This window comes from Streptomyces sp. NBC_00454 (assembly GCF_041434015.1).
Lineage (GTDB): Bacteria > Actinomycetota > Actinomycetes > Streptomycetales > Streptomycetaceae > Streptomyces.
On sequence record NZ_CP107907.1, the window covers coordinates 5,723,065 to 5,745,928 of the forward strand.

The 22,864-nt window shown below is 69.4% G+C and carries 17 protein-coding genes and 1 rRNA gene; 14 read left to right on the plus strand and 4 right to left on the minus strand.

Annotated features, from left to right (window positions below; translation table 11 throughout):
* Nucleotides 1-184 precede the first annotated feature (184 nt).
* The 4 genes from eccB to OHU74_RS26545 all read left to right on the plus strand — a co-directional run bounded on the left by eccB (nucleotide 185) and on the right by OHU74_RS26545 (nucleotide 4,029).
* Nucleotides 185-1,798, plus strand: coding sequence for a type VII secretion protein EccB (gene eccB, locus OHU74_RS26530; protein ID WP_371618174.1), 1,614 nt, complete (start codon nucleotides 185-187; stop codon nucleotides 1,796-1,798).
* On the plus strand, nucleotides 1,798-3,111 hold the full coding sequence (mycP, locus tag OHU74_RS26535; RefSeq protein ID WP_371618175.1) for a type VII secretion-associated serine protease mycosin: 1,314 nt from the start codon (nucleotides 1,798-1,800) through the stop codon (nucleotides 3,109-3,111). The genes eccB and mycP overlap by 1 nt, the downstream gene beginning before the upstream one ends.
* A gap of 217 nt (nucleotides 3,112-3,328) precedes the next feature.
* Nucleotides 3,329-3,673, plus strand: coding sequence for a WXG100 family type VII secretion target (locus OHU74_RS26540; RefSeq protein WP_371618176.1), 345 nt, complete (start codon nucleotides 3,329-3,331; stop codon nucleotides 3,671-3,673).
* 47 nt (nucleotides 3,674-3,720) lie between these two features.
* Nucleotides 3,721-4,029, plus strand: coding sequence for a WXG100 family type VII secretion target (locus OHU74_RS26545; protein ID WP_356659329.1), 309 nt, complete (start codon nucleotides 3,721-3,723; stop codon nucleotides 4,027-4,029).
* Nucleotides 4,030-4,134: 105 nt separating this feature from the next.
* On the opposite strand, the gene OHU74_RS26550 is transcribed toward OHU74_RS26545, so the two are convergent.
* Both OHU74_RS26550 and eccCa read right to left on the minus strand, forming a co-directional pair.
* Nucleotides 4,135-4,380: a DUF397 domain-containing protein gene (locus tag OHU74_RS26550; RefSeq protein WP_371618177.1), complete on the minus strand. Its 246-nt coding sequence runs from the start codon at nucleotides 4,378-4,380 to the stop codon at nucleotides 4,135-4,137.
* 101 nt (nucleotides 4,381-4,481) lie between these two features.
* Nucleotides 4,482-8,462 carry a type VII secretion protein EccCa gene (gene eccCa / locus OHU74_RS26555; RefSeq protein ID WP_371618178.1) on the minus strand — a complete coding sequence of 1,327 codons (3,981 nt, stop codon included), beginning with the start codon at nucleotides 8,460-8,462 and terminating at the stop codon, nucleotides 4,482-4,484.
* Nucleotides 8,463-8,700: 238 nt separating this feature from the next.
* Here eccCa and eccD point away from each other — a divergent pair, with 238 nt between their 5' ends.
* The 6 genes from eccD (at nucleotide 8,701) to OHU74_RS26585 (ending at nucleotide 15,847) form a co-directional block, all read left to right on the plus strand.
* The gene (gene eccD, locus OHU74_RS26560; protein ID WP_371618179.1) at nucleotides 8,701-10,206 is read left to right on the plus strand and encodes a type VII secretion integral membrane protein EccD; all 1,506 of its coding nucleotides are present in this window, start codon (nucleotides 8,701-8,703) and stop codon (nucleotides 10,204-10,206) included.
* Nucleotides 10,207-10,378: 172 nt separating this feature from the next.
* Nucleotides 10,379-10,666 (plus strand): 30S ribosomal protein S15, encoded by a 288-nt coding sequence (gene rpsO / locus OHU74_RS26565; RefSeq protein WP_330298883.1) that lies wholly within the window; start codon nucleotides 10,379-10,381, stop codon nucleotides 10,664-10,666.
* A 301-nt stretch (nucleotides 10,667-10,967) separates the two neighbouring features.
* A complete protein-coding gene (locus OHU74_RS26570; RefSeq protein ID WP_371619820.1) occupies nucleotides 10,968-13,190 on the plus strand; it encodes a polyribonucleotide nucleotidyltransferase in 2,223 nt (740 codons plus the stop codon).
* On the plus strand, nucleotides 13,187-14,566 hold the full coding sequence (locus OHU74_RS26575) for a M16 family metallopeptidase (RefSeq protein WP_371618180.1): 1,380 nt from the start codon (nucleotides 13,187-13,189) through the stop codon (nucleotides 14,564-14,566). Before OHU74_RS26570 ends, OHU74_RS26575 begins: the two co-directional genes overlap by 4 nt.
* 60 nt (nucleotides 14,567-14,626) lie before the next feature.
* On the plus strand, nucleotides 14,627-15,379 hold the full coding sequence (dapB, locus tag OHU74_RS26580; protein WP_371618181.1) for a 4-hydroxy-tetrahydrodipicolinate reductase: 753 nt from the start codon (nucleotides 14,627-14,629) through the stop codon (nucleotides 15,377-15,379).
* An 18-nt stretch (nucleotides 15,380-15,397) separates the two neighbouring features.
* Nucleotides 15,398-15,847: a hypothetical protein gene (locus OHU74_RS26585; protein WP_371618182.1), complete on the plus strand. Its 450-nt coding sequence runs from the start codon at nucleotides 15,398-15,400 to the stop codon at nucleotides 15,845-15,847.
* A gap of 120 nt (nucleotides 15,848-15,967) precedes the next feature.
* Here OHU74_RS26585 and OHU74_RS26590 read toward each other — a convergent pair whose 3' ends face one another.
* A complete protein-coding gene (locus tag OHU74_RS26590; RefSeq protein ID WP_371618183.1) occupies nucleotides 15,968-16,528 on the minus strand; it encodes a hypothetical protein in 561 nt (186 codons plus the stop codon).
* Nucleotides 16,529-16,576: 48 nt separating this feature from the next.
* Nucleotides 16,577-16,813, minus strand: coding sequence for a hypothetical protein (locus OHU74_RS26595; protein ID WP_330298888.1), 237 nt, complete (start codon nucleotides 16,811-16,813; stop codon nucleotides 16,577-16,579).
* Nucleotides 16,814-17,065: 252 nt separating this feature from the next.
* Here OHU74_RS26595 and thyX point away from each other — a divergent pair, with 252 nt between their 5' ends.
* From thyX to OHU74_RS26615, 4 genes are all read left to right on the plus strand, one after another.
* Nucleotides 17,066-17,806: an FAD-dependent thymidylate synthase gene (thyX, locus tag OHU74_RS26600; RefSeq protein WP_371618184.1), complete on the plus strand. Its 741-nt coding sequence runs from the start codon at nucleotides 17,066-17,068 to the stop codon at nucleotides 17,804-17,806.
* A gap of 200 nt (nucleotides 17,807-18,006) precedes the next feature.
* Nucleotides 18,007-18,906, plus strand: a complete 900-nt coding sequence (dapA, locus tag OHU74_RS26605) for a 4-hydroxy-tetrahydrodipicolinate synthase (protein ID WP_371618185.1) — start codon at nucleotides 18,007-18,009, stop codon at nucleotides 18,904-18,906.
* A gap of 114 nt (nucleotides 18,907-19,020) precedes the next feature.
* Nucleotides 19,021-20,706 carry a ribonuclease J gene (locus OHU74_RS26610; protein ID WP_330301086.1) on the plus strand — a complete coding sequence of 562 codons (1,686 nt, stop codon included), beginning with the start codon at nucleotides 19,021-19,023 and terminating at the stop codon, nucleotides 20,704-20,706.
* A gap of 628 nt (nucleotides 20,707-21,334) precedes the next feature.
* Nucleotides 21,335-22,859, plus strand: a 16S ribosomal RNA gene (locus tag OHU74_RS26615).
* The last annotated feature ends 5 nt before the right edge of the window (nucleotides 22,860-22,864 follow it).

Here is a 22,864-nt window from a genome sequence, read left to right on the forward strand (position 1 = left end):
GGAATCTCCCCAATCCGCCCCAACACCCCTTGTTTCCCCCGGCGCGGAAGGCGTGGAGCGGCTGCCTCACCCTACCCGGCCCCTGCCTACCCTCCGTCAAGAGGCATAGTAGGTGGCCGGTCGGACAATCGAGGCCCGGAGACCGTATCCACCGACCGGGCCGTGCGGGGAGAAGCAGGCGGCCATGGCATCACGACGTGACGAGCTCAACGCGTACACCTTTGCGAAGCGACGCACGGTGGCCGCGTTCCTTCAGCCTTCCGCGACGGGCACCGAAGAGGGCGCGCCGCGGCCGCTGCGCGCCGTCCTGCCCGGTGTGGTGACGGCGGCGGTCGTGCTCGCGGCCTTCGGGGCCTGGGGCATGTTCAAGCCGACGGCCCCCAAGGGCTGGGACGCCCCCGGCGCCCAGGTGATCGTCGGAAAGCAGTCGACGACCCGCTACATCGTCCTGTCGACCAAGGTCGACGGCAAGGACCAGATCCGGCTGCACCCCGTCCTGAACCTCGCCTCCGCCCGGCTCCTGCTCGACCCGAACAAGGCCAAGGTCGTCCAGGTCGACGACAAGGTGCTGGACGCGGGCAAGGTGCCGCGCGGCCCCATCATCGGCATCCCGTACGCCCCGGACCGGCTGCCCGCCCCCGCGGAGGCCGCGAAGGCCAAGCGCTGGGCGGTGTGCCAGCAGCCGGGCGGCAACGGCAAGGGCGTGCAGACCGCCACCTTCGTCCTGGCCGACCGCGAGGCGAAGCTGATGGACGACGGGCGCCGGCTCTCCGACACCCAGGCGCTGTACGTCCAGAGCACCGGAGCGGTCAAGGCCCGCTTCCTGGTCGACGCGGCGGGCACGAAGTACAAGTTCCCCGAGGGCACCGCGGACGCGAACACCATGACCAACGCCCTGGTCGGAGGCAGCGCCGTCCCGCAGCCGGTCACCGACGAGTGGCTGGCCACCCTCAACTCCGGCGACGACCTGTCCTTCCCGGCACTGCCCGCCGGCAAGTCCGGAACCCCCGCCGGGGTCAAGGGCCTGGCCAGCGCCGACGACAAGGTCGGCATGGTGATCAAGGCGGTGACCGGCTCCGGCGCGCAGCACTACCTGGTGGTGCCCGGCAAGGTGGTCCCCGTCTCCGACTTCGTCGCCTGGCTGATGATCTCCTCGCCCGCGACCGACGGGCTCGACATGCACGGCAAGGCCCACGAGGTGGACCTCCAGTCCATCAACCCGGATCCCGTCCCCTTCAAGGGCGACGCGAAGTGGCCGCAGAAGAAGACGGACCGGATCAACGAGGTCCCCGCCGCCGGCGCCACGGCCCCCGACACCGCCCGCGACACGGCGTGCAGCGTCCTGCGCTCGGTCGACGGCCAGGGCAACCAGACGGTGAGCACCTGGGCGGGCACCGGCTTCCCCGTGGACATCACCGCCAGCGGTACGAGCGCCTACGTCACCCCGGGCACGGGCCTGCTCTACACCCAGGCGCAGGGCCGCCAGACCACCGCGGGCGGCGCGCTCTTCCTGGTCACCGACACCGGACTGCGGTACGCGGTCCAGGCCAACGGCGACAGCGACGCCGCCCAGCCCTCGCCCGGAGCGAGCGGAGCGAGCCCGTCGCCCGGAGCCTCCGCGGCCCCCGGCACGGGCGGGCAGACCACCTCCGACGGCCGCCCCGCGCCCAGCCAGGCCCAGGCCCGGCTCGGCTACGGGGGCGTGGTCCCGGTGACGGTGCCCATCGCCTGGTCGGAGTTCCTCTCCAAGGGGCCGCGCCTCGACAGCAACGCCGCCCGCCAGCCGCAGGGCTCGTGATGGGCGGCGCCACGAAGCGGGCCCCGGAGCCCGCGCGCAAGTCCGCCCGCACCGCACCGGAGCCCGCGCGCGGGCCCGTACCGAAGCCCGCCGTCGCGGCCCTGCTCGCCGCGGCCGCCCTCGCGCTGGCGGCCGCGCCGCCGCAGTCCTCGTACGGGGCCGCGCGCGAGGCCCCGTACCCGCTGGGCCTGGACGGTGCCGGCGAGTGCACCTTCCCCATGAAGAGGCAGATCGAGGACCGCCCCTGGGCGCTCCAGCGGCTGCTGCTCGACGAGCTCTGGGCGGACACCAAGGGCCGTACCAAGGACGGCAAGAGCGTGCGGGTCGCCGTCATCGACACCGGGGTCGACCGGGTGAACCCGCAGCTCAGCGGCGCCCTCGACATCGGCGCCGGCCGGGACTTCCTCGACCCCAAGGGCGACGGCACCACCGATACCGTCGGGCACGGAACCAAGGTCGCGGGGCTGATCGCGGGCCGCGCGCAGCCCGGTACCGGCTTCGTCGGCATCGCCCCCGAGGCCACGATCATCCCGGTGCGGCAGAACGACGGGCAGGGCGCCGGGAACGCGGGGACCCTGGCCGACGCCATCAAGCACGCCGTGGAAAAGGGCGCGCAGATCATCAACATCTCGCAGGACACCGACGTACCGCTCAGCCAGGACTCCGCCCTCGGCCAGGCGGTGAAGAAGGCCATCGAGTCGAACGTCGTCGTCATCGCCTCGGCGGGCAACGACGGCCTGAGCGGCCAGAAGCGCCCCACCTACCCGGCGGCCTTCCCCGGGGTCCTGGCCGTGGGCTCCTCGGACCGCAACAACGAGCGGGCCGCCTTCTCCCAGCCCGGCTCCTTCATCGGGATCGCGGCCCCCGGCGTGGACATGGTCTCCACCGTCCCCGGCTTCGGCCAGTGCGTGGACAACGGCACCAGTTTCTCCGCGCCCTACGTGGCCGGGGTGGCGGCCCTGGTGCGCGCCAAGCACCCGCAGTGGTCCGCGCAGGAGGTGGTCTGGCAGCTCCAGAACACCGCCGAGCGCTCCGTCAACGGCCACGACGACTACGTGGGCTGGGGCGTCGTCGACCCGGTCCGCGCGCTGAGCCAGGACCACGAGACGCCCAAGGCGCCCGTACCGGACGCGGGTCCGCCCCCCGCGGTGGCCCCGGAACCGGTGGCGATGCCCACGAGCGAGACGGCCCGCGAGCGCGACGAGCGCATCGGCACTTACGCTCTGGGGATCGGCGGCGTACTGATCACGGTGATCGCCGGAGCGGCGACCGTCGTCCGGGATGCCCGGAACCGAAGGCGCCGTTTGCAGTGAACAGTCACGGTTCTGCTACCGATCCCTAAGAGCGGTGTTGGGTACGGCCGGTGAACTGACTAAAGTGATCGCAGGCTTCACGACTGTGATCGGGGATGTGGCGTGAAGCGGAGGGGGAACTCCGGGGGTGCGTGGCTGAAAACCGCGCCTCCGAGCTGCCGCTCCGCTGCGCGATCCACCGGTTCCGTCTGGTGAATTGAGAATTGAGGAGCTTCGGATGACCAATAATTTCGGACTCGCTGATGACCCGGTCAAGCAAGCGATGAACAAGATTTCGGAGACCGCCGAGAGCGTCACCCGGCAGTCCCGAGAGCTCGCCGACATCCTCGCCACCGTCAGCGCCGGCTGGACCGGTACGGGTGCGTCGGGGTTCACCTCCGCGCAGACGGTCGTCAACGAGGACCACGACGAGATCCGCCGGCTGCTCGGCGTCCTGCACAACGCCGTCTCGCAGACCAAGAACCTGAGCAACGCGCAGGACGACGACGTGGTTTCGGCGTTCCAGGCGGTCAAGGCCGCCAGCGGTGGCGGTGGCAACACCTCCGCCCTCAACGGAATCTGACCCGTTTCCTCTAGCCACCTGCCCCGCACCGTGCGAAGGAGAAGAACATGACAGCGAACGACGGGCACACCAAGGTCCGGTATGAGAGCGTCCAGGTGATGGCGGACCGCATCCGCATCGTCTCGGACAACATCAAGAAGGACCTCGACGAGATGGGCGCCGCCCTGACCGTCGTCACCGACACCTGGGACGGCGAGGCGCACACCCAGTACATCGAGCTGCAGCGCAAGTACAACGGCAAGGCCGACCACATGCGCGCCACGCTGCGCCAGGTCGCCGACCTCATCGAGCGCGGCAAGAACGACTACCGCGCCACCGACGTGAAGGCCTCGCGCCTGTTCACCGAGGCCTACTGAGCCCGGCGGTACGCCACGCGGTACGTGGTACGAGGAAGGGGCGCGCCCGCAACGGGCGCGCCCCTTCCTCGTGTCCGGGTCCCGGGCCGGGAACCCGTACGGGGCCTAGCGCGGGCCCCGGTCGAGGTCGAACTCCCCGTCCCTGGCGCCGAGTACGAACGCTTCCCACTCGGCCTTGGTGTAGCGCAGCACGGTGTCCCGGTCCAGCGAGGACCGCATCGCCACCGCCCCCTCGGGCAGCCGGGCGATCTCGACGCGCTCCTCGTCCGGATGGGTCCCGGGCGGGCCCTCCCACTCGACACCGCTGATGTCGAGCGCGTAGAGCTCGTCCTTCTCCTGCTGAGTGCCCATGTGCGGCCTCTCCTTCGGTGGTGCGGTCGTTGCCGATTATCGGTGCAGGCCCGCCGCCCGCGCGAGGCTTTGCGGAACCCGACGCGGACCCCGACCCTGAACTAGTGCCCCTGCATCCGCCCGAGCTGGATCAGCGAGGTCCCGCGCTTGCGCGAGACGAACGAGGCCCTGCCCGGCGGCATCGGACGCGGCCGGGCATTGCCGACCAGGTCGCCCTCGGAGGGATCGCCGGACAGCACCACGCCCTGCGCACCCAGCTCCTTGATCCGCTGCATGAACGGCTCGTACAGCGCCCGCGAGGCACCCGCCGAGCTGCGCGCGATGATGAAGCGGACGCCCGTGTCCCGGGCGAACGGCAGGAACTCCACCAGCTGGGCCAGCGGGTTGCCCTGGCTCGTGGCCACCAGGTCGAAGTCGTCGATGACGATGAACACGTCCGGACCCGTCCACCAGCTCCGGTCGCGCAGCTGCTGCGGGGTGACGTCCTGCGGGGGCTGGCGCCGGGCGAACACCCCGCCCAGCGCCTCCATGTGCATCTGCAGGGAGCTCGCCATCGGCGCGTACTCCAGCATGTGAGACTCCGGCAGCGCCCCGAGCAGGCTGCGCCGGTAGTCGCCGACCACGAGCCGGGCCCGGTCCGGGCTGTAGCGCTCGGAGATCCGCTGGGCGATGAGCCGCAGCAGGTTCGTCTTGCCCGACTCGCTCTCGCCGAACACCAGCAGGAACGGATCGGTCTCGAAGTCGACGAACACCGGCTCCAGCTCGGTCTCGTCGATGCCGATCGCGATGCCGCGCTCCGGGTACTCCCCGCCCTTGGGCAGCTGGTCGGCGTGGAGCAGCCGCGGCAGCAGCCGTACGCCGGGGGCCGCCTGGCCCGCCCAGTTCTGCTTGACGGCCGCCACGAAGGCGGCGGTGGCCTCCGAGAGGTCCTCCGCCGAATGCGAACCGTCGATCCGGGGCAGCGCGCTCAGGAAGTGCAGTTTCTCCGCGACCTGGCCGCGGCCCGGCATGCCCGTCGGGACGTTCGCCGCGACCTTGCGGTCGAATTCCGAGTCCATGACGTCACCGAGGCGCAGCTCCAGCCGGCTGAGCATCTGGTCCTTCAGCGCGGCCCGGACCTCCATGTAGCGCGAGACGGTGATCACGACGTGGATGCCGTAGCCCAGGCCCCGGGCCGCGATGTCCGTGACGATCTGGTCCAGGGCCTCGTACTCGTTGCGGAAGCCGCCCCAGCCGTCGACGACCAGGAAGACGTCGCCCCAGGGCTCGCCGGGCAGCTCGCCGGCCGCCCGCCGGCGCCGGTAGGTGCCGATCGAGTCGATGCCGTTCGCGCGGAAGAACTCCTCGCGCCGCCGCAGCACGCCGCTGACCTCCGCGACGGTGCGCCGCACCCGCTCCGGGTCCAGCCGGGAGGCGATCCCGCCCACGTGCGGCAGGTCCGAGAGGGAGGACAGGCCGCCACCGCCGAAGTCCAGCCCGTAGAACTGCACCTCGCGCGGGGTGTGCGTCAGCGCGAACGAAGTGATCAGCGTCCGCATCAGCGTGGACTTGCCCGACTGCGGGCCGCCCACCACCATCATGTGGCCCGCCGCACCCGAGAAGTCCCGGTACAGCACCTCGCGCCGCTGCTCGAAGGGCTTGTCGATGAGCCCGAGCGGCACCACGAGCCCGCCCGGCCTCGTGTACCCCTCCGCGTGCAGCCCGCGCTCCGCCGAAGGCGCCAGCGCCGGCAGCAACTGGTCCAGCGGCGGAGCCTGGTCGAGCGGCGGCAGCCACACCTGGTGCGCCGGCACCCCCTGCCCCTCCAGCCGTCCCACGATCACGTCCAGCACCGTGTCCGCCAGCGCGTCGTCCTGCCCGCCCCGCGCGGCCTCCTCCGCCCGCGCCGTCAGGTAGGCCGGGTCCGGGGCCGCGTACACGACCGGCACCGGAGCCGCCGTGAACAGCACAGGCCGCCGCTCCACGGGGAACATCCCGACCGACAGGTCGGGCCCGCCCACCCGGTAGGTGCCCGAGACGTACGCGGCCTTGAAGCGCGTCATCTCGTCCGTACCGAACTTCAGGTAGCCCGAACCGGGCACCGACGGCAGGTGATAGGCGTCCGGCACGCCGATCGCGGTCCGCGACTCCGCCGCCGAGAAGGTCCGCAGACCGATCCGGTACGACAGGTACGTGTCCAGACCGCGCAGCTTGCCCTCCTCCAGACGCTGCGAGGCCAGCAGCAGGTGCACGCCCAGCGACCGGCCGATGCGGCCGATCTGGATGAACATGTCGATGAAGTCGGGCTTGGCCGTCAGCAGTTCGGAGAACTCGTCGATCACCAGCACCAGCGAGGCCAGCGGCTCCAGCGGGGCGCCGGCCGCACGGGCCTTCTCGTAGTCGTGGATGTTGGCGTAGTTGCCCGCCGAGCGCAGCAGCTCCTGGCGGCGCTGCAGCTCGCCGCGGATCGAGTCGCCCATGCGGTCCACGAGCGTCAGGTCGTCCGCCAGGTTGGTGATGACCGCCGCGACGTGCGGCATCTGCCCCATCCCGGTGAAGGTCGCACCGCCCTTGAAGTCGGCGAGTACGAAGTTCAGCGTCTCCGAGGTGTGCGTGACCGCCAGCCCCAGCACCAGCGTGCGCAGCAGCTCCGACTTGCCCGAACCGGTCGCGCCCACGCACAGCCCGTGCGGGCCCATGCCCTCCTGCGCGGCCTCCTTCAGGTCCAGCATCACCGGGGAGCCGTCCTCGCCGACCCCGATCGGCACGCGCAACCGCTCACCGGCCGAACGCGGCCGCCAGGTCCGGGCCACGTCCACGGCGGCGGCGTCGCCCAGGTTCAGCAGGTCGGTGAAGTCCAGATTGGCCAGCAGCGGTTCGTCGTCGTCCCCGCCACCCGTGCGCAGCGGCGCCAGCTGGCGGGCCAGCGCCTCGGCCGCCGGCAGCGACAGGGTGTCGGGCACGCCCTCGTAGGCCACGCCCGCGCCCGACTCCAGGCGCAGCCGGCCCGGCCGCACCACGACCGACAGGCCGCCGCGCGCCTCGTCCAGATCGCCCGCCACCACCTCGACCACGGTGACGCCCTGCAGCCCCTCGGCCGCCGCGAACACCGAGTCCGGCGGCACCAGACCGCCCCGGGAACCGGAATCCAGCACGAGGACCACGTGGGGCTGGTCCATCACCGGGTTCGCCTCCCGGCTGAACCGGGGCCGCCCCTCCAGCCGGGAGCCCAGCAGCCCCTCCAGCTCGACCAGGTCGTCGCCGAACAGCCGCTTCGTACCGGCCCCGTCGATCTGGCCCGGCAGCTGGGTGTGCGGCAGCCACTTCACCCAGTCCCACTCCGGCACCGCGCCCGGCGCGGCCACCACCGCCACCATCAGGTCCTCGGGGGAGTGCAGCGTCGCCAGTTGCGCCACCAGCGCCCGCGCGGTACCCCGCGCCGACTCCGGCTCCCCGGACACCGTCACGTGGTAGAACGCCCGCAGCGACACCGCCACCGGCAGCCCGTCCAGCGAGGAGTGCACCTTCAGGAAGCGCTGCATCGCGCCCGCCGTCAGCGGCTCCAGCTCGTCCACCGGAGCCGTGTCCGGAGCCACCAGCGGAGTCGCCAGCCGCTGCGCGCCCAGCCCCAGCCGCACCTGCCCGAAGTCCGCGTCGCCGACCCGCCGCTCCCACAGGCGCGAACCCTCGGCCACCACCGACCACAACTGCTCGGGCGACGGGTGCAGGTACAGCTGCGCGTCGCGCTGCGCCCGCGCGGTCCTGCGGACCTGACGACGGGTTTGAGCCAGGTATTTGAGGTAGTCCCGACGCGTATCGGCCATTTGCCCCTGCGTACCGCGTCGGTGGCGCATCAGCTGGGCGACGAGCATGCCCACCGTCGACACCATCATCAGCACGCCCATGATGCGCATCATGGGAGCCGCACCCGGCATGAAGAAGAACACGGCGGACGAGCCCATCCCGAGCATCGGGAGGAGCTGCATCAGCACGCCCTCCTGCTGCCCGCGCGGAAGCTCCGGCGGGGGCTCCAGCCGCAGTTCGTCCGAAGGAACTTCGGGCGGCAGGGACCGGGGCGGACGTTTGACGACGATCTGGCTCACCGGAGCATCAATCCCTTGAAAACAGACGGGACGTCGCAACCGGCGCCCTCAAGTCCCGGGCGCGAAGGGGGTCTCCTCCGCAGAGAGGTGATCCTACTTGCCGACAGTCATCCGCACTCCCGGTAGGGTGGCGCGCGCAGCATGCGCATCCGCGAATCGACTGCACACCAGCCGACACGCACGCACCAGCTGACACGCACACAGCAACCGCACGCACACAGCAACCGGGGGACACCAGGTGAACACCGCCGAGGCGACCGGCTTCCGCAGGGTCACCGTCGTGGCCCCCGACAGCCGCATCGACGTAGCCCTCCCCGAGGACATCGCCGTCGCCGACATCTATCCCGAGCTGCTGCGCCTCACCGGCCAGACCCAGCCCGTAGGCGCACCCACCGGCTTCCACCTGGTCCTGCGGTCCGGCACCGTCCTCGACGGCGCCCGCACCCTCGCGGCCCAGCAGGTCCTCGACGGCGAGGTGCTCAGCCTGCGCCCCTTCGCCGAGTCCCTGCCGCCCGCCGTCTTCGACGACGTCTCCGACGCCGTCGCCTCCGCGGTGGTCCGCGACCGCCACCGCTGGAGCGACGACATGCTGCGCGGCGCGGGCCTGGCCGGCGCCGCCCTGCTCTTCGTGCTCCTCGGCTTCGTCCTCTGGTACGCCGACCCGGTCCTGCACGACATGCACGGGCTGCCCGGGATCATCGCCGGCTCCGTCGGCGTGCTCCTGACCGCCGCCGCCGGAGTCCGCGCCCGGGTCTACCGCGACCGCGGCTCCGCCGTCGCCCTCGGCCTCGCGGCCGTGCCCCACCTGCTGCTCGCCGGGGTCGGCATCGTCGCCCCCGCCGCGGGCCACGGCCCCGGCCGGCTCCAGTTTCTCCTCGGCTGCGTGTGCGTGCTCGTCGCCTCCGTCGCCCTCGTCGCGCTCACCCCCGACGGCGACGCCCCCTTCGTCGCGGCCACCTTCCTCGCCGCCACCGGGACCCTGGCCACCTTCGCCGCCATCACCGCCGACGCCGGCGCGACCTCCGCCGCGGCCGTCTGCGCCCCCGTAGCCGTCGGCCTCGTCGCCTTCCTCCCGGGCCTCTCCGCCCGCTTCGCCCGGCTCCCGATCGGCTACGCGGCCCCGCAGAGCGCCGTGGCCGAGTACGAGACCCCGGACCGCTACGAGACCGAGCCCCACGGCGAGCGCGCCGGCACCGACCAGCACGACCCCGGGGCCCCGCTCGACGCCGAGGCCATCGCCGCCCAGGCCCGCCGCGGCCACGAGATGCTCCTGGGCCTCGTCGGCGGCTGCGCCGCGGTCGCCGTAGGCTCCGCCGCCGTCCTCGGCTTCTCCGACAACACCTGGGCCCGGCTCCTGGCCCTGACCACCGGGCTCGCCATGCTGCTGCGCGCCCGCCTCTTCCGCTACACCTCCCAGGTCGCCTGCACCCTGGTGGCCGGCTTCGCCGCCCTCGGCCTGCTGATCCTGGGCCTGGCGATGCACCCGCCGCTGGACCTCCTGGTGGAGCTCGACCGCTACGGAGACCACAGCGGCCTCGACCTGCGTACGACCTGGCTCTCCGCGGCCGTGACCGCCGGCGCGGCCCTCCTCGCCGGAATTGCGCTGGTCATTCCCCGCAAGGGTCTGTCACCCTTCTGGGGGCGGCTGCTCGACCTCACCGAGGCGGCGGTCCTGCTCAGCCTGGTCCCGCTGACCCTGGCCGCGCTCGACGTCTACGCCCGGGTCCGGTCTCTCACCAGCTGAGACGGGGCGGAGCGGCAGCCTGGTACGCTGTGTGACGGCCGTTTGTGTACGCGCCCCCGGATTCTTCTGGAGGCTGCGCTCAGCGGACCCCGCCTCCCGAGTTACGGAAGATCCCCAGAGAATTCGACCTGGGGCACTCGGTGGCAACGAAGACCTATTACGAGGAGTACGCGTGCCGCTCGACGCCGCAGTAAAGAAGCAGCTCATCGCAGAGTTTGGTGCCAAGGAGGGCGACACCGGCTCCCCCGAGGTCCAGGTCGCCATGCTGTCCCGCCGCATCTCGGACCTGACCGAGCACCTGAAGGCCCACAAGCACGACCACCACTCCCGTCGTGGTCTGCTGATCCTGGTCGGCCAGCGTCGCCGCCTGCTGCAGTACCTGGCCAAGAAGGACATCCAGCGCTTCCGCGTCCTGGTCGAGCGCCTCGGCATCCGCCGCGGTGCGGCCGGCGCCAAGTAAAAACGCTGTGGAGGGAGCGGCACCCGCGCTGAGGGGGCCGCTCCCTTTGCTGTACGTGCGCGCGGCGGCCGGACGCTTTGTAGTCTGGATCGCGTGACGTCTTAAAGGCGTGCACAACTGAAGAGGAGGAGCGCCCTCCCTACGCCGCCGGTCCTCGGTAGTGGCACCCGGAACGCCCGCAACGGGCTCGAACCCCGGATGCTTCGATCGAAGACCGGCCCGCACGCAAGGAGCGCTTCTCCGCAACCGTCCACCACCACACGGGTGGCGGACGGAGACGACGAAAATGGAGAAAACGCTAGTGGAGAACGAGACCCACTACGCCGAGGCCGTCATTGACAACGGTTCCTTCGGCACCCGCACCATCCGCTTCGAGACGGGCCGTCTGGCCCGCCAGGCCGCCGGCTCCGCCGTTGCCTACCTGGACGACGACACGATGGTGCTTTCCGCCACCACCGCGTCGAAGAAGCCCAAGGACCAGCTCGACTTCTTCCCCCTGACGGTGGACGTCGAGGAGCGGCAGTACGCGGCCGGCAAGATCCCCGGCTCCTTCTTCCGCCGCGAGGGCCGCCCCTCCGAGGACGCGATCCTCACCTGTCGCCTGATCGACCGCCCGCTGCGCCCGTCCTTCAAGAAGGGCCTGCGCAACGAGATCCAGGTCGTCGCCACGATCATGGCGCTCAACCCGGACCACCTGTACGACGTCATCGCGATCAACGCCGCGTCCGCGTCCACCCAGCTGGCCGGCCTGCCCTTCTCCGGCCCGATCGGCGGCGTCCGCGTCGCGCTGATCCGCGGCCAGTGGGTTGCCTTCCCGACGCACACCGAGCTCGAGGACGCCGTCTTCGACATGGTCGTCGCGGGCCGTGCGCTCGAAGACGGCGACGTCGCGATCATGATGGTCGAGGCCGAGGCCACCGAGAAGACCATCGCCCTCGTCAAGGGCGGCGCCGAGGCGCCGACCGAAGAGGTCGTGGCCGCGGGCCTCGAGGCCGCGAAGCCGTTCATCAAGGCCCTGTGCAAGGCCCAGGCCGACCTGGCCGCCAAGGCCGCCAAGCCCGAGGGCGAGTTCCCGGTCTTCCTGGACTACCAGGACGACGTGTACGAGGCCCTCTCGGCCGCCGTCAAGGGCGAGCTCTCCCAGGCGCTGACCATCGCGGGCAAGCAGGACCGCGAGGCCGAGCTGGACCGCGTCAAGGAGATCGCCGCCGAGAAGCTCCTCCCGGCCTTCGAAGGCCGCGAGAAGGAGATCTCCGCCGCGTACCGCAGCCTGACCAAGGCCCTGGTCCGCGAGCGCGTCATCAAGGACAAGGTCCGCATCGACGGCCGCGGGATCACGGACATCCGTACCCTCGCCGCCGAGGTCGAGGCCATCCCGCGCGTGCACGGCTCGGCGCTGTTCGAGCGTGGCGAGACCCAGATCCTGGGCGTCACCACCCTGAACATGCTCCGTATGGAGCAGCAGCTGGACACCCTCTCCCCGGTGACCCGCAAGCGCTACATGCACAACTACAACTTCCCGCCGTACTCGGTCGGCGAGACCGGCCGCGTCGGTTCGCCGAAGCGCCGCGAGATCGGCCACGGCGCGCTCGCCGAGCGCGCGATCGTGCCGGTCCTGCCGACGCGCGAGGAGTTCCCCTACGCGATCCGTCAGGTCTCCGAGGCCCTCGGTTCCAACGGCTCGACCTCCATGGGCTCGGTCTGCGCCTCCACCATGTCGCTGCTGAACGCCGGTGTGCCCCTCAAGGCTCCCGTCGCCGGTATCGCCATGGGCCTGATCTCCCAGGAGATCGACGGCAAGACCCACTACGTCGCCCTCACCGACATCCTCGGTGCGGAGGACGCCTTCGGCGACATGGACTTCAAGGTCGCCGGCACCAAGGAGTTCGTCACCGCGCTCCAGCTGGACACCAAGCTCGACGGCATCCCGGCCTCCGTTCTGGCCGCCGCCCTCAAGCAGGCCCGCGACGCCCGCCTCCACATCCTCGACGTGATGATGGAAGCGATCGACACGCCGGACGAGATGTCCCCCTTCGCCCCCCGGATCATCACCGTCAAGATCCCGGTGGACAAGATCGGTGAGGTCATCGGCCCCAAGGGCAAGATGATCAACCAGATCCAGGAGGACACCGGCGCCGAGATCACGATCGAGGACGACGGCACCATCTACATCGGTGCCTCCGACGGCCCGGCCGCCGAGGCCGCCCGCGCCACGATCAACCAGATCGCCAACCCGACCATGCCGGAGGTCGGCGAGCGCTACCTGGGTACGGTCGTCAAGACCACCACCTTCGGTGCCTTCGTCTCCCTCATGCCCGGCAAGGACGGCCTGCTGCACATCTCGCAGATCCGCAAGCTCGCCGGTGGCAAGCGCGTGGAGAACGTCGAGGACGTGCTCGCGGTCGGCACCAAGGTGCAGGTCGAGATCGCCGAGATCGACTCCCGCGGCAAGCTCTCCCTGGTCCCCGTGATCGACGGCGAAGCCGCCGGCGACGACGCCGACAAGGACGACTCCGACAAGTGATGTCGCGTAGTTCCCGTGTGACGGCCCGCCCCTCTTCGGAGGGGCGGGCCGTCGCCCGTACCCAAACCGTGCTCAAGGGCACCAACGGCATCGGCACCGTCCGCCGCACCGTCCTCCCGGGCGGACTGCGCGTGGTCACGGAGACCCTGCCGTCCGTCCGGTCCGCCACCTTCGGCATCTGGGCCCACGTCGGCTCCCGGGACGAGACGCCCACGCTGAACGGCGCCACGCACTACCTGGAGCACCTCCTCTTCAAGGGCACCGAGAAGCGCAGCGCCCTCGACATCTCCTCCGCGCTCGACGCGGTCGGCGGCGAGATGAACGCCTTCACGGCGAAGGAGTACACCTGCTATTACGCGCGGGTGCTCGACACCGACCTGCCGCTGGCCATCGACGTCGTGTGCGACATGCTCACCGGCTCGCTGATCCTCGAATCCGATGTCGACGCCGAGCGCGGCGTCATCCTCGAAGAGATCGCGATGACCGAGGACGACCCGGGCGACATGGTCCACGACCTGTTCGCCCAGACGATGTACGGGGACACCCCGCTCGGGCGCCCCGTCCTCGGCAGCGTCGACACGATCAACGCGCTCACGGCCGACCGGATCCGCCGCTTCTACAAGAAGCACTACGACCCCACCCACCTGGTCGTGGCCGCCGCGGGCAACGTCGACCACAACAAGGTCGTACGGCAGGTCCGCGCGGCCTTCGAGAAGGCCGGATCCCTGACCCGGACCGACGCGGCGCCGATCGGCCCGCGCACCGGCACCAAGCGGATCCGCACCTCCGGCCGCGTCGAGCTGGTCAACCGCAAGACCGAGCAGGCCCACGTGGTCCTCGGCATGCCGGGCCTGGCCCGCACCGACGAGCGCCGCTGGGCGCTGGGCGTGCTGAACACCGCGCTCGGCGGAGGCATGTCCTCCCGCCTCTTCCAGGAGGTCCGCGAGAAGCGCGGCCTGGCCTACAGCGTGTACTCGTACACCTCGGGCTTCGCCGACACCGGCCTCTTCGGCGTCTACGCGGGCTGCCGCCCCAGCCAGGTCCACGACGTACTGCGGATCTGCCGGGACGAGCTCGACAAGGTCGCCGCCGACGGGCTCACCGACGAGGAGATCCGGCGGGCCGTGGGCCAGCTGTCCGGCTCCACCGTCCTCGGCCTGGAGGACACCGGCGCGATCATGAACCGCATCGGCAAGAGCGAGCTGTGCTGGGGCGACCAGATGTCGGTCGACGACATGCTGGCCCGGATCGCGGCGGTCACCCCGGACGACGTGCGGTCGGTCGCCCGGGACGTACTGGCCCAGCGTCCTTCGCTCGCGGTGATCGGCCCGCTGAAGGAGAAGCAGGCGGCCCGTCTCGACGAGGCCGTCGCCTAGTTCCACCGGCAGAGTTCCATCAGGACGCGAGTCCGCATTTCATCGAGGGACGAAGTAATCATGAGCAAGCTGCGCGTGGCAGTCCTCGGCGCCCAGGGGCGCATCGGTTCCGAAGCGGTCAAGGCCGTCGAGGCCGCCGAAGACATGGAGCTGGTGGCCGCCCTCGGCCGCGGCGACAAGCTGGAGACGCTGGCCGAGGCCGGCGCCCAGGTCGCCGTCGAGCTGACCACCCCCGCCTCGGTGATGGGGAACCTCGACTTCCTCATCCGCCACGGCATCCACGGAGTGGTCGGCACCACCGGCTGGACCGAGGACCGCCTCGCCCAGCTCAACACCTGGCTCGCCGGTTCGCCGCAGACCGGTGTGCTCATCGCACCGAACTTCTCGATCGGCGCCGTCCTCACGATGAAGTTCGCCGCCCAGGCCGCCCGGTACTTCGAGTCCGTCGAGGTCATCGAGCTGCACCACCCGAACAAGGTCGACGCCCCCTCCGGCACGGCCACCCGTACGGCGCAGCTCATCGCGGCCGCCCGCGCCGAGGCCGGCCTCGGCGCGCAGCCCGACGCCACCGCCACCGCCCTCGACGGCGCGCGCGGCGCGGACGTCGACGGGGTCCCGGTGCATGCGATCCGACTGCGGGGCCTGCTGGCCCACCAGGAGGTCCTCCTGGGCGGAGAGGGCGAGACCCTGACCATCCGTCACGACTCCCTGCACCACAGCAGCTTCATGCCGGGCATCCTGCTCGGCGCGCGCCGCGTGACGCAGACCCCGGGCCTCACGTTCGGCCTGGAAAACTTCCTCGAACTCGGCTGACGAGCAGACAGCGGAACCATGCGCGCGAAGATCGCCTACTTCATCACGGCCGCCGTCCTGGTCGTGTACTTCGTCCTGGCCGGCAGCCGGGGCCTGATGCTGATCCGGCACGGGACCTGGCTCACCGTCACCTTCGGGCTGGCGGTGCTGATCCTGCCGGTCATCGGCGTCTGGTTCCTCTGGCAGAACACCCGCTTCGTCACCCGGGCCAACCGGCTCGCGACCGAGCTGGAGGCCGAGGGCGGACTCCCCGTCGACGAGCTCGAACGGGACGCGTACGGCCGCATCAAGCGGGACTCGGCCGACGAGGTCTTCGCCCGCCGCAGGGCCGAGACCGAGGACGCGCCGGGGGACTGGCGCACCTGGTTCCGCCTCGCCGTGGCCTACCGCGACGCCCGCGACACCCCGAGGGCCCGCCAGGCCATGCAGCGGGCCATCTCCCTGCACGACGGACGCCAGCGCTCGTAGGGCCGCTCAGTCCGCGAACTGTGCCCGTACAGGACTGTGCCCGTACAGGAAGGAATCCTGTACGGGCACAGTCCTACGGGCACGGTCCTGTACGGGCATGCCCGCGCGGGCCGGCTCCGCTCAGGCGGGTACGGCCGTCCGGTACTCCTCGGCCCAGGCCTCGACCGAGCCGGCGGCCCGGTCGAACGCCTCGGTGCGCGAGAGGAAATCGGCGCTGTGGTCGGTCAGCAGCACCGGAAGCGGCGCGCCACCGCGCGGGGCGGCCGTCAGGGCCTGGCCCTGCACGGTCCTCGGCAGTCCGAGCCAGCGCACGGGCTGCTGCACGGTGCGGACTTCGCCGACCTGGCTCCACGGCACCGAGCGGGTTACGAAGAACCCGACCCGGCGCAGCCCCTTGCGGCTGACCCAGACCCCCGTGCGCAGCAGCCGCAGGGCGGAGCCGACCACGGCGAGCGAGGCGACCGCGCCGCCCAGGGTGCCGCCCAGGGTGCCCGCGGCGGCGATGATCACCGTGGCGAGCAGCATGAAGGACCCCAGCAGGAGCAGCAGCGCGGCGACGGCCACCCGCCAGGGCCCCGGGCGGTAGGGGCGGTGCCAGCGGTCGGGGTCCTCGTAGGGGAGTGTCTCCCCGCTGTCGTGCGCGTCGAATGCGCCGTCGGCCGTCAGGAAGGGCAGGGGCACGGCAGGACCTCACTCACATGCACGTTCGGTTGGGCTGTGCCCGTGAGGCTACCGCCCCTCGGCCGCCTCCGACTGCTGCGACTTCGCCGGTGCGGTCGGCTGGAGCGCGGGCAGACCGAAGAGCAGCGAACCGACGAGCCCTGCCACCACGGTCAGTCCGACCAGACTACGAGCGGCGAGCTGGGTCCTGCTCAGACTCTCGCGCGGCGGCGGAGTGACGTTGCTGCGGAAACGGTCGGCCTCGGCGACGAAGGCAAACGGGACGGGTTCGCGCCGGCGAAACACGGGAGCGGTCTCCTCACGATCGGGGCCGTGGTGGGCCTGGGGCAGTGCGGGCGGGACGGGTTGCGCGTTCTACCGGGTAGGACGTGCAAGAGCCCCGATCGGTGCCGGATTTCGGGACATTAACCAAATTTTATGGCACCGCGTCAGATCCGGCACCGGCAGGTCCGGGCCGCCCCGCTCTGCGCGGAACGCCCGGCGGACCGCCGTAGAGTGGTCGCCGCCCCCAGTAAGACCCGTTCGGAAGGACCCCCGGTGAGCGAGACCGCCGCTTCAGATCTGAAACCCAGCTTCCGCAGTGATGTGACGGTGGAGCTGGTGAAGCACTCCGCCGCCGACTCCGACGTGCTGTGGGCGGCGCGCGTCTCCACGGCGGGCGAACAGTCGCTGGAGGAGCTGCAGAAGGACCCGGAGCGCTCCAAGGGCCTCATCAACTACCTGATGCGGGACCGCCACGGCAGCCCCTTCGAGCACAACTCGATGACCTTCTTCATCAGCGCCCCGATCTTCGTGTTCCGCGAGTTCATGCGGCACCGCGTGGGCTGGTCCTACAACGAGGAATCGGGCCGCTACAGGGAGCTGGAGCCGGTCTTCTACGTTCCGGACGCCGAGCGCAAGCTGGTCCAGGAGGGCCGTCCCGGCAAGTACGTCTTCGTCGAAGGCACCCAGGCCCAGCAGGAGCTGACGGGCCGGGTCATGGAGGACTCCTACGTCCAGGCCTACGAGGCCTACCAGGAGATGCTGGCGGCGGGCGTGGCCCGCGAGGTCGCCCGTGCGGTCCTGCCGGTCGGCCTGTTCTCCTCGATGTACGCCACCTGCAACGCGCGCTCGCTCATGCACTTCCTCGGCCTGCGCACCCAGCACGAGCTGGCGGCGGTCCCGTCCTTCCCGCAGCGGGAGATCGAGATGGTCGGCGAGAAGATGGAGCAGCACTGGGCGGGCCTCATGCCGCTCACGTACGCGGCCTTCAACGGCAACGGCCGCGTCGCCCCGTAAGGCCGGATCGGACCCGTTCCGCACAGATGTACGGATCAAGTCCGAAGTGTCCGTATTGCGGCGTTTGGTAAAGTTCATCTAGGCTGATCAAACGGACCCGGCACTGCTTGAACCCCCGAGCAGGCAGTGCCGGGCTCCAACACCGTCATCACGTCCCCCGAGGGGACACCGCGAGCGTGGCAGCGAGTAGCGTGTTACCCATGGCTCCGATCTCGACTCCGCAGACCCCCTTCGGGCGGGTCCTCACCGCCATGATCACGCCGTTTACGGCGGATGGCGCACTTGACCTCGACGGCGCGCAGCGTCTCGCCGTCCACTTGGTGGACGCAGGCAACGACGGCCTGATCATCAACGGCACCACCGGTGAGTCTCCGACCACCACCGACGCGGAGAAAAACGACCTCGTACGAGCCGTACTCGAAGCGGTCGGTGACCGGGCCCACGTGGTCGCCGGCATCGGCACGAACGACACCCGCCACACGCTCGAGCTCGCCCGCCAGGCCGAGCGCACCGGTGCACACGGCCTGCTCGCGGTCACCCCGTACTACAGCAAGCCGCCGCAGGAGGGCCTCTTCCGGCACTTCACCGCGATCGCCGATGCCACCGAGCTGCCGGTCATGCTCTACGACATCCCCGGCCGCAGCGGTGTTCCGATCAACACCGAGACTCTGGTCCGGCTGGCCGAGCATCCCCGTATCGTGGCCAACAAGGACGCCAAGGGCGACCTCGGCCGCGCCAGCTGGGCCATCGCCCAGAGCGGCCTGGCCTGGTACTCGGGCGACGACATGCTGAACCTGCCGCTCCTGTCGGTCGGCGCGGTCGGCTTCGTCTCCGTGGTCGGCCACGTGGTCAGCCCCGAGCTCCGCACGATGCTCGAGGCGTACCTGGGCGGCGACGTCCAGAAGGCCACCGAGATCCACCAGAAGCTGCTCCCCGTTTTCACCGGCATGTTCCGCACCCAGGGTGTGATCACCACCAAGGGCGCGCTGAACCTGCAGGGTCTGCCCGCGGGCCCGCTGCGGCTCCCGCTGGTCGAGCTGACCGCCGAAGAGACGGCGCAGCTCAAGATCGATCTTGCCGCCGGCGGGGTACAGCTCTGACATCAGACTTCACAACTGAACAAGCGGCACCACACAAGACAACAGCAAGTGCACGAATGACACGCTCGCCACGTGCCCCGAGGGGACGTGGCGGGCGTGGTGAAGGAGAACCTTTTGAGCCATCCGCATCCTGAACTCGGTCCGCCGCCGAAGCTCCCCAAGGGCGGCCTCCGGGTCACCCCCCTGGGTGGCCTCGGTGAGATCGGCCGCAACATGACCGTCTTCGAGTTCGACGGCCGTCTGCTGATCGTCGACTGCGGCGTCCTCTTCCCCGAAGAGGAGCAGCCGGGCATCGACCTGATCCTGCCGGACTTCTCGTCCATCCGGGATCGCCTCGACGACATCGAGGGCATCGTCCTCACGCACGGCCACGAGGACCACATCGGCGCCGTCCCGTACCTCCTCCGGGAGAAGCCGGACATCCCGCTGATCGGCTCCAAGCTGACGCTGGCCCTCATCGAGGCGAAGCTCCAGGAGCACCGCATCCGCCCCTACACCCTCGAGGTGAAGGAAGGCGAGCGCGAGAACCTGGGCCCCTTCGACTGCGAGTTCATCGCCGTCAACCACTCCATCCCGGACGCGCTGGCCGTGGCCATCCGCACCGGTGCGGGCATGGTCGTCTGCACCGGCGACTTCAAGATGGACCAGCTGCCGCTGGACAACCGCCTCACCGACCTCCACGCCTTCGCGCGTCTGAGCGAAGAGGGCATCGACCTCCTCCTCTCGGACTCCACGAACGCCGAGGTCCCGGGCTTCGTACCGCCCGAGCGCGAGATCTCGGGCGTCCTGCGCACGGTTTTCGCGAACGCCAACAACCGGATCATCGTGGCGAGCTTCGCCAGCCACGTGCACCGGATCCAGCAGATCCTGGACGCCGCCCACGAGTACGGCCGCAGGGTCGCCTTCGTCGGCCGCTCGATGGTCCGCAACATGGGCATCGCCCGTGACCTGGGCTACCTGAAGGTCCCGGCCGGTCTCGTCGTGGACGTCAAGACCCTCGACGACCTGCCGCCCCACGAGGTCGTCCTCGTCTGCACGGGTTCCCAGGGCGAGCCGATGGCGGCCCTGTCCCGCATGGCGAACCGCGACCACCAGATCCGGATCGTCCCTGGCGACACGGTCATCTTGGCGTCGTCCCTCATCCCGGGCAACGAGAACGCGGTCTACCGCGTGATCAACGGCCTGACCCGCTGGGGCGCCAACGTCGTGCACAAGGGCAACGCCAAGGTGCACGTCTCCGGCCACGCCTCCGCCGGCGAGCTGCTGTACTTCTACAACATCTGCAAGCCGCGGAACCTGATGCCGGTCCACGGCGAATGGCGCCACCTGCGCGCCAACGCCGAGCTCGGTGCCCTGACGGGTGTACCGAAGGACCGCATCGTCATCGCCGAGGACGGCGTCGTCGTCGACCTCATCGACGGCAAGGCGCGGATCTCCGGCAAGGTCCAGGCCGGCTACGTCTACGTGGACGGCCTCTCGGTCGGCGACGTCACCGAAGCCTCGCTCAAGGACCGCAGGATCCTCGGTGACGAGGGCATCATCTCGGTCTACGTCGTGGTGGACAGCACCACGGGCAAGGTCGTCAGCGGCCCGAACATCCAGGCCCGCGGCTCCGGCATCGAGGACTCGGCCTTCAACGCGGTCCTGCCGAAGATCGAGGAAGCCATCGCCCGCGCAGCGGCCGACGGCGTCGCCGAGCCGCACCAGATCCAGCAGCTCATCCGCCGCACGATGGGCAAGTGGGTCTCGGACGGCTACCGCCGCCGCCCGATGATCCTCCCGGTCGTCGTCGAGGTCTGACCCTCGCCGTAGCGACATCACTGGAGCGGGGCAACCGGATTTGCATCCGGGGGCCCCGCTCCAGTACGTTTACGTCTCCACCCCGCACGACACCCCGGCACACACGTGTGCCCGGCCATGTCACGCGGGCGGGTGGGAATCCAGACCTGGGAAACCTGATAAAGTCTGGCTCGCCCGAAAGGGAATGGCTCTCCAATGGCCGTCCAATTCAATTCCAAGGCCCGAAACGGCCCGGAAAAGATCTGGTAGAGTTGGAATCGCCGGAAAGGGAAACGCGAAAGCGAAGAACTGGAAAGCGAAACCCGCTGACTGGGAATCGGACACGAAAGAGTCTGATAGAGTCGGAGACACAAGAACGAAGGAAGCGCCCGGAGGAAAGCCCGAGAGGGTGAGTACAAAGGAAGCGTCCGTTCCTTGAGAACTCAACAGCGTGCCAAAAATCAACGCCAAAAAGTTGATACCCCGTCCACCTCGGTGGATGAGGTTCCTTTGAAAAAAGACCTGTGAGGTCGCGGTTCTGCCGTGATGCTTGCAGGCAATTACACAGCGAGGACGCAGTGGACGGTCGGTCTTATTCCGACATGACTGTCCCGCTCTAAGTGCGTGTGCACCCGATTACGGGTAAACATTCATGGAGAGTTTGATCCTGGCTCAGGACGAACGCTGGCGGCGTGCTTAACACATGCAAGTCGAACGATGAAGCCCTTCGGGGTGGATTAGTGGCGAACGGGTGAGTAACACGTGGGCAATCTGCCCTTCACTCTGGGACAAGCCCTGGAAACGGGGTCTAATACCGGATAACACTCCTGCCTGCATGGGCGGGGGTTAAAAGCTCCGGCGGTGAAGGATGAGCCCGCGGCCTATCAGCTTGTTGGTGGGGTAATGGCCCACCAAGGCGACGACGGGTAGCCGGCCTGAGAGGGCGACCGGCCACACTGGGACTGAGACACGGCCCAGACTCCTACGGGAGGCAGCAGTGGGGAATATTGCACAATGGGCGAAAGCCTGATGCAGCGACGCCGCGTGAGGGATGACGGCCTTCGGGTTGTAAACCTCTTTCAGCAGGGAAGAAGCGAAAGTGACGGTACCTGCAGAAGAAGCGCCGGCTAACTACGTGCCAGCAGCCGCGGTAATACGTAGGGCGCAAGCGTTGTCCGGAATTATTGGGCGTAAAGAGCTCGTAGGCGGCTTGTCACGTCGGATGTGAAAGCCCGAGGCTTAACCTCGGGTCTGCATTCGATACGGGCTAGCTAGAGTGTGGTAGGGGAGATCGGAATTCCTGGTGTAGCGGTGAAATGCGCAGATATCAGGAGGAACACCGGTGGCGAAGGCGGATCTCTGGGCCATTACTGACGCTGAGGAGCGAAAGCGTGGGGAGCGAACAGGATTAGATACCCTGGTAGTCCACGCCGTAAACGTTGGGAACTAGGTGTTGGCGACATTCCACGTCGTCGGTGCCGCAGCTAACGCATTAAGTTCCCCGCCTGGGGAGTACGGCCGCAAGGCTAAAACTCAAAGGAATTGACGGGGGCCCGCACAAGCAGCGGAGCATGTGGCTTAATTCGACGCAACGCGAAGAACCTTACCAAGGCTTGACATATACCGGAAAGCATTAGAGATAGTGCCCCCCTTGTGGTCGGTATACAGGTGGTGCATGGCTGTCGTCAGCTCGTGTCGTGAGATGTTGGGTTAAGTCCCGCAACGAGCGCAACCCTTGTCCTGTGTTGCCAGCATGCCCTTCGGGGTGATGGGGACTCACAGGAGACCGCCGGGGTCAACTCGGAGGAAGGTGGGGACGACGTCAAGTCATCATGCCCCTTATGTCTTGGGCTGCACACGTGCTACAATGGCCGGTACAATGAGCTGCGATACCGTGAGGTGGAGCGAATCTCAAAAAGCCGGTCTCAGTTCGGATTGGGGTCTGCAACTCGACCCCATGAAGTCGGAGTTGCTAGTAATCGCAGATCAGCATTGCTGCGGTGAATACGTTCCCGGGCCTTGTACACACCGCCCGTCACGTCACGAAAGTCGGTAACACCCGAAGCCGGTGGCCCAACCCGTAAGGGAGGGAGCTGTCGAAGGTGGGACTGGCGATTGGGACGAAGTCGTAACAAGGTAGCCGTACCGGAAGGTGCGGCTGGATCACCTCCTTTCTAAG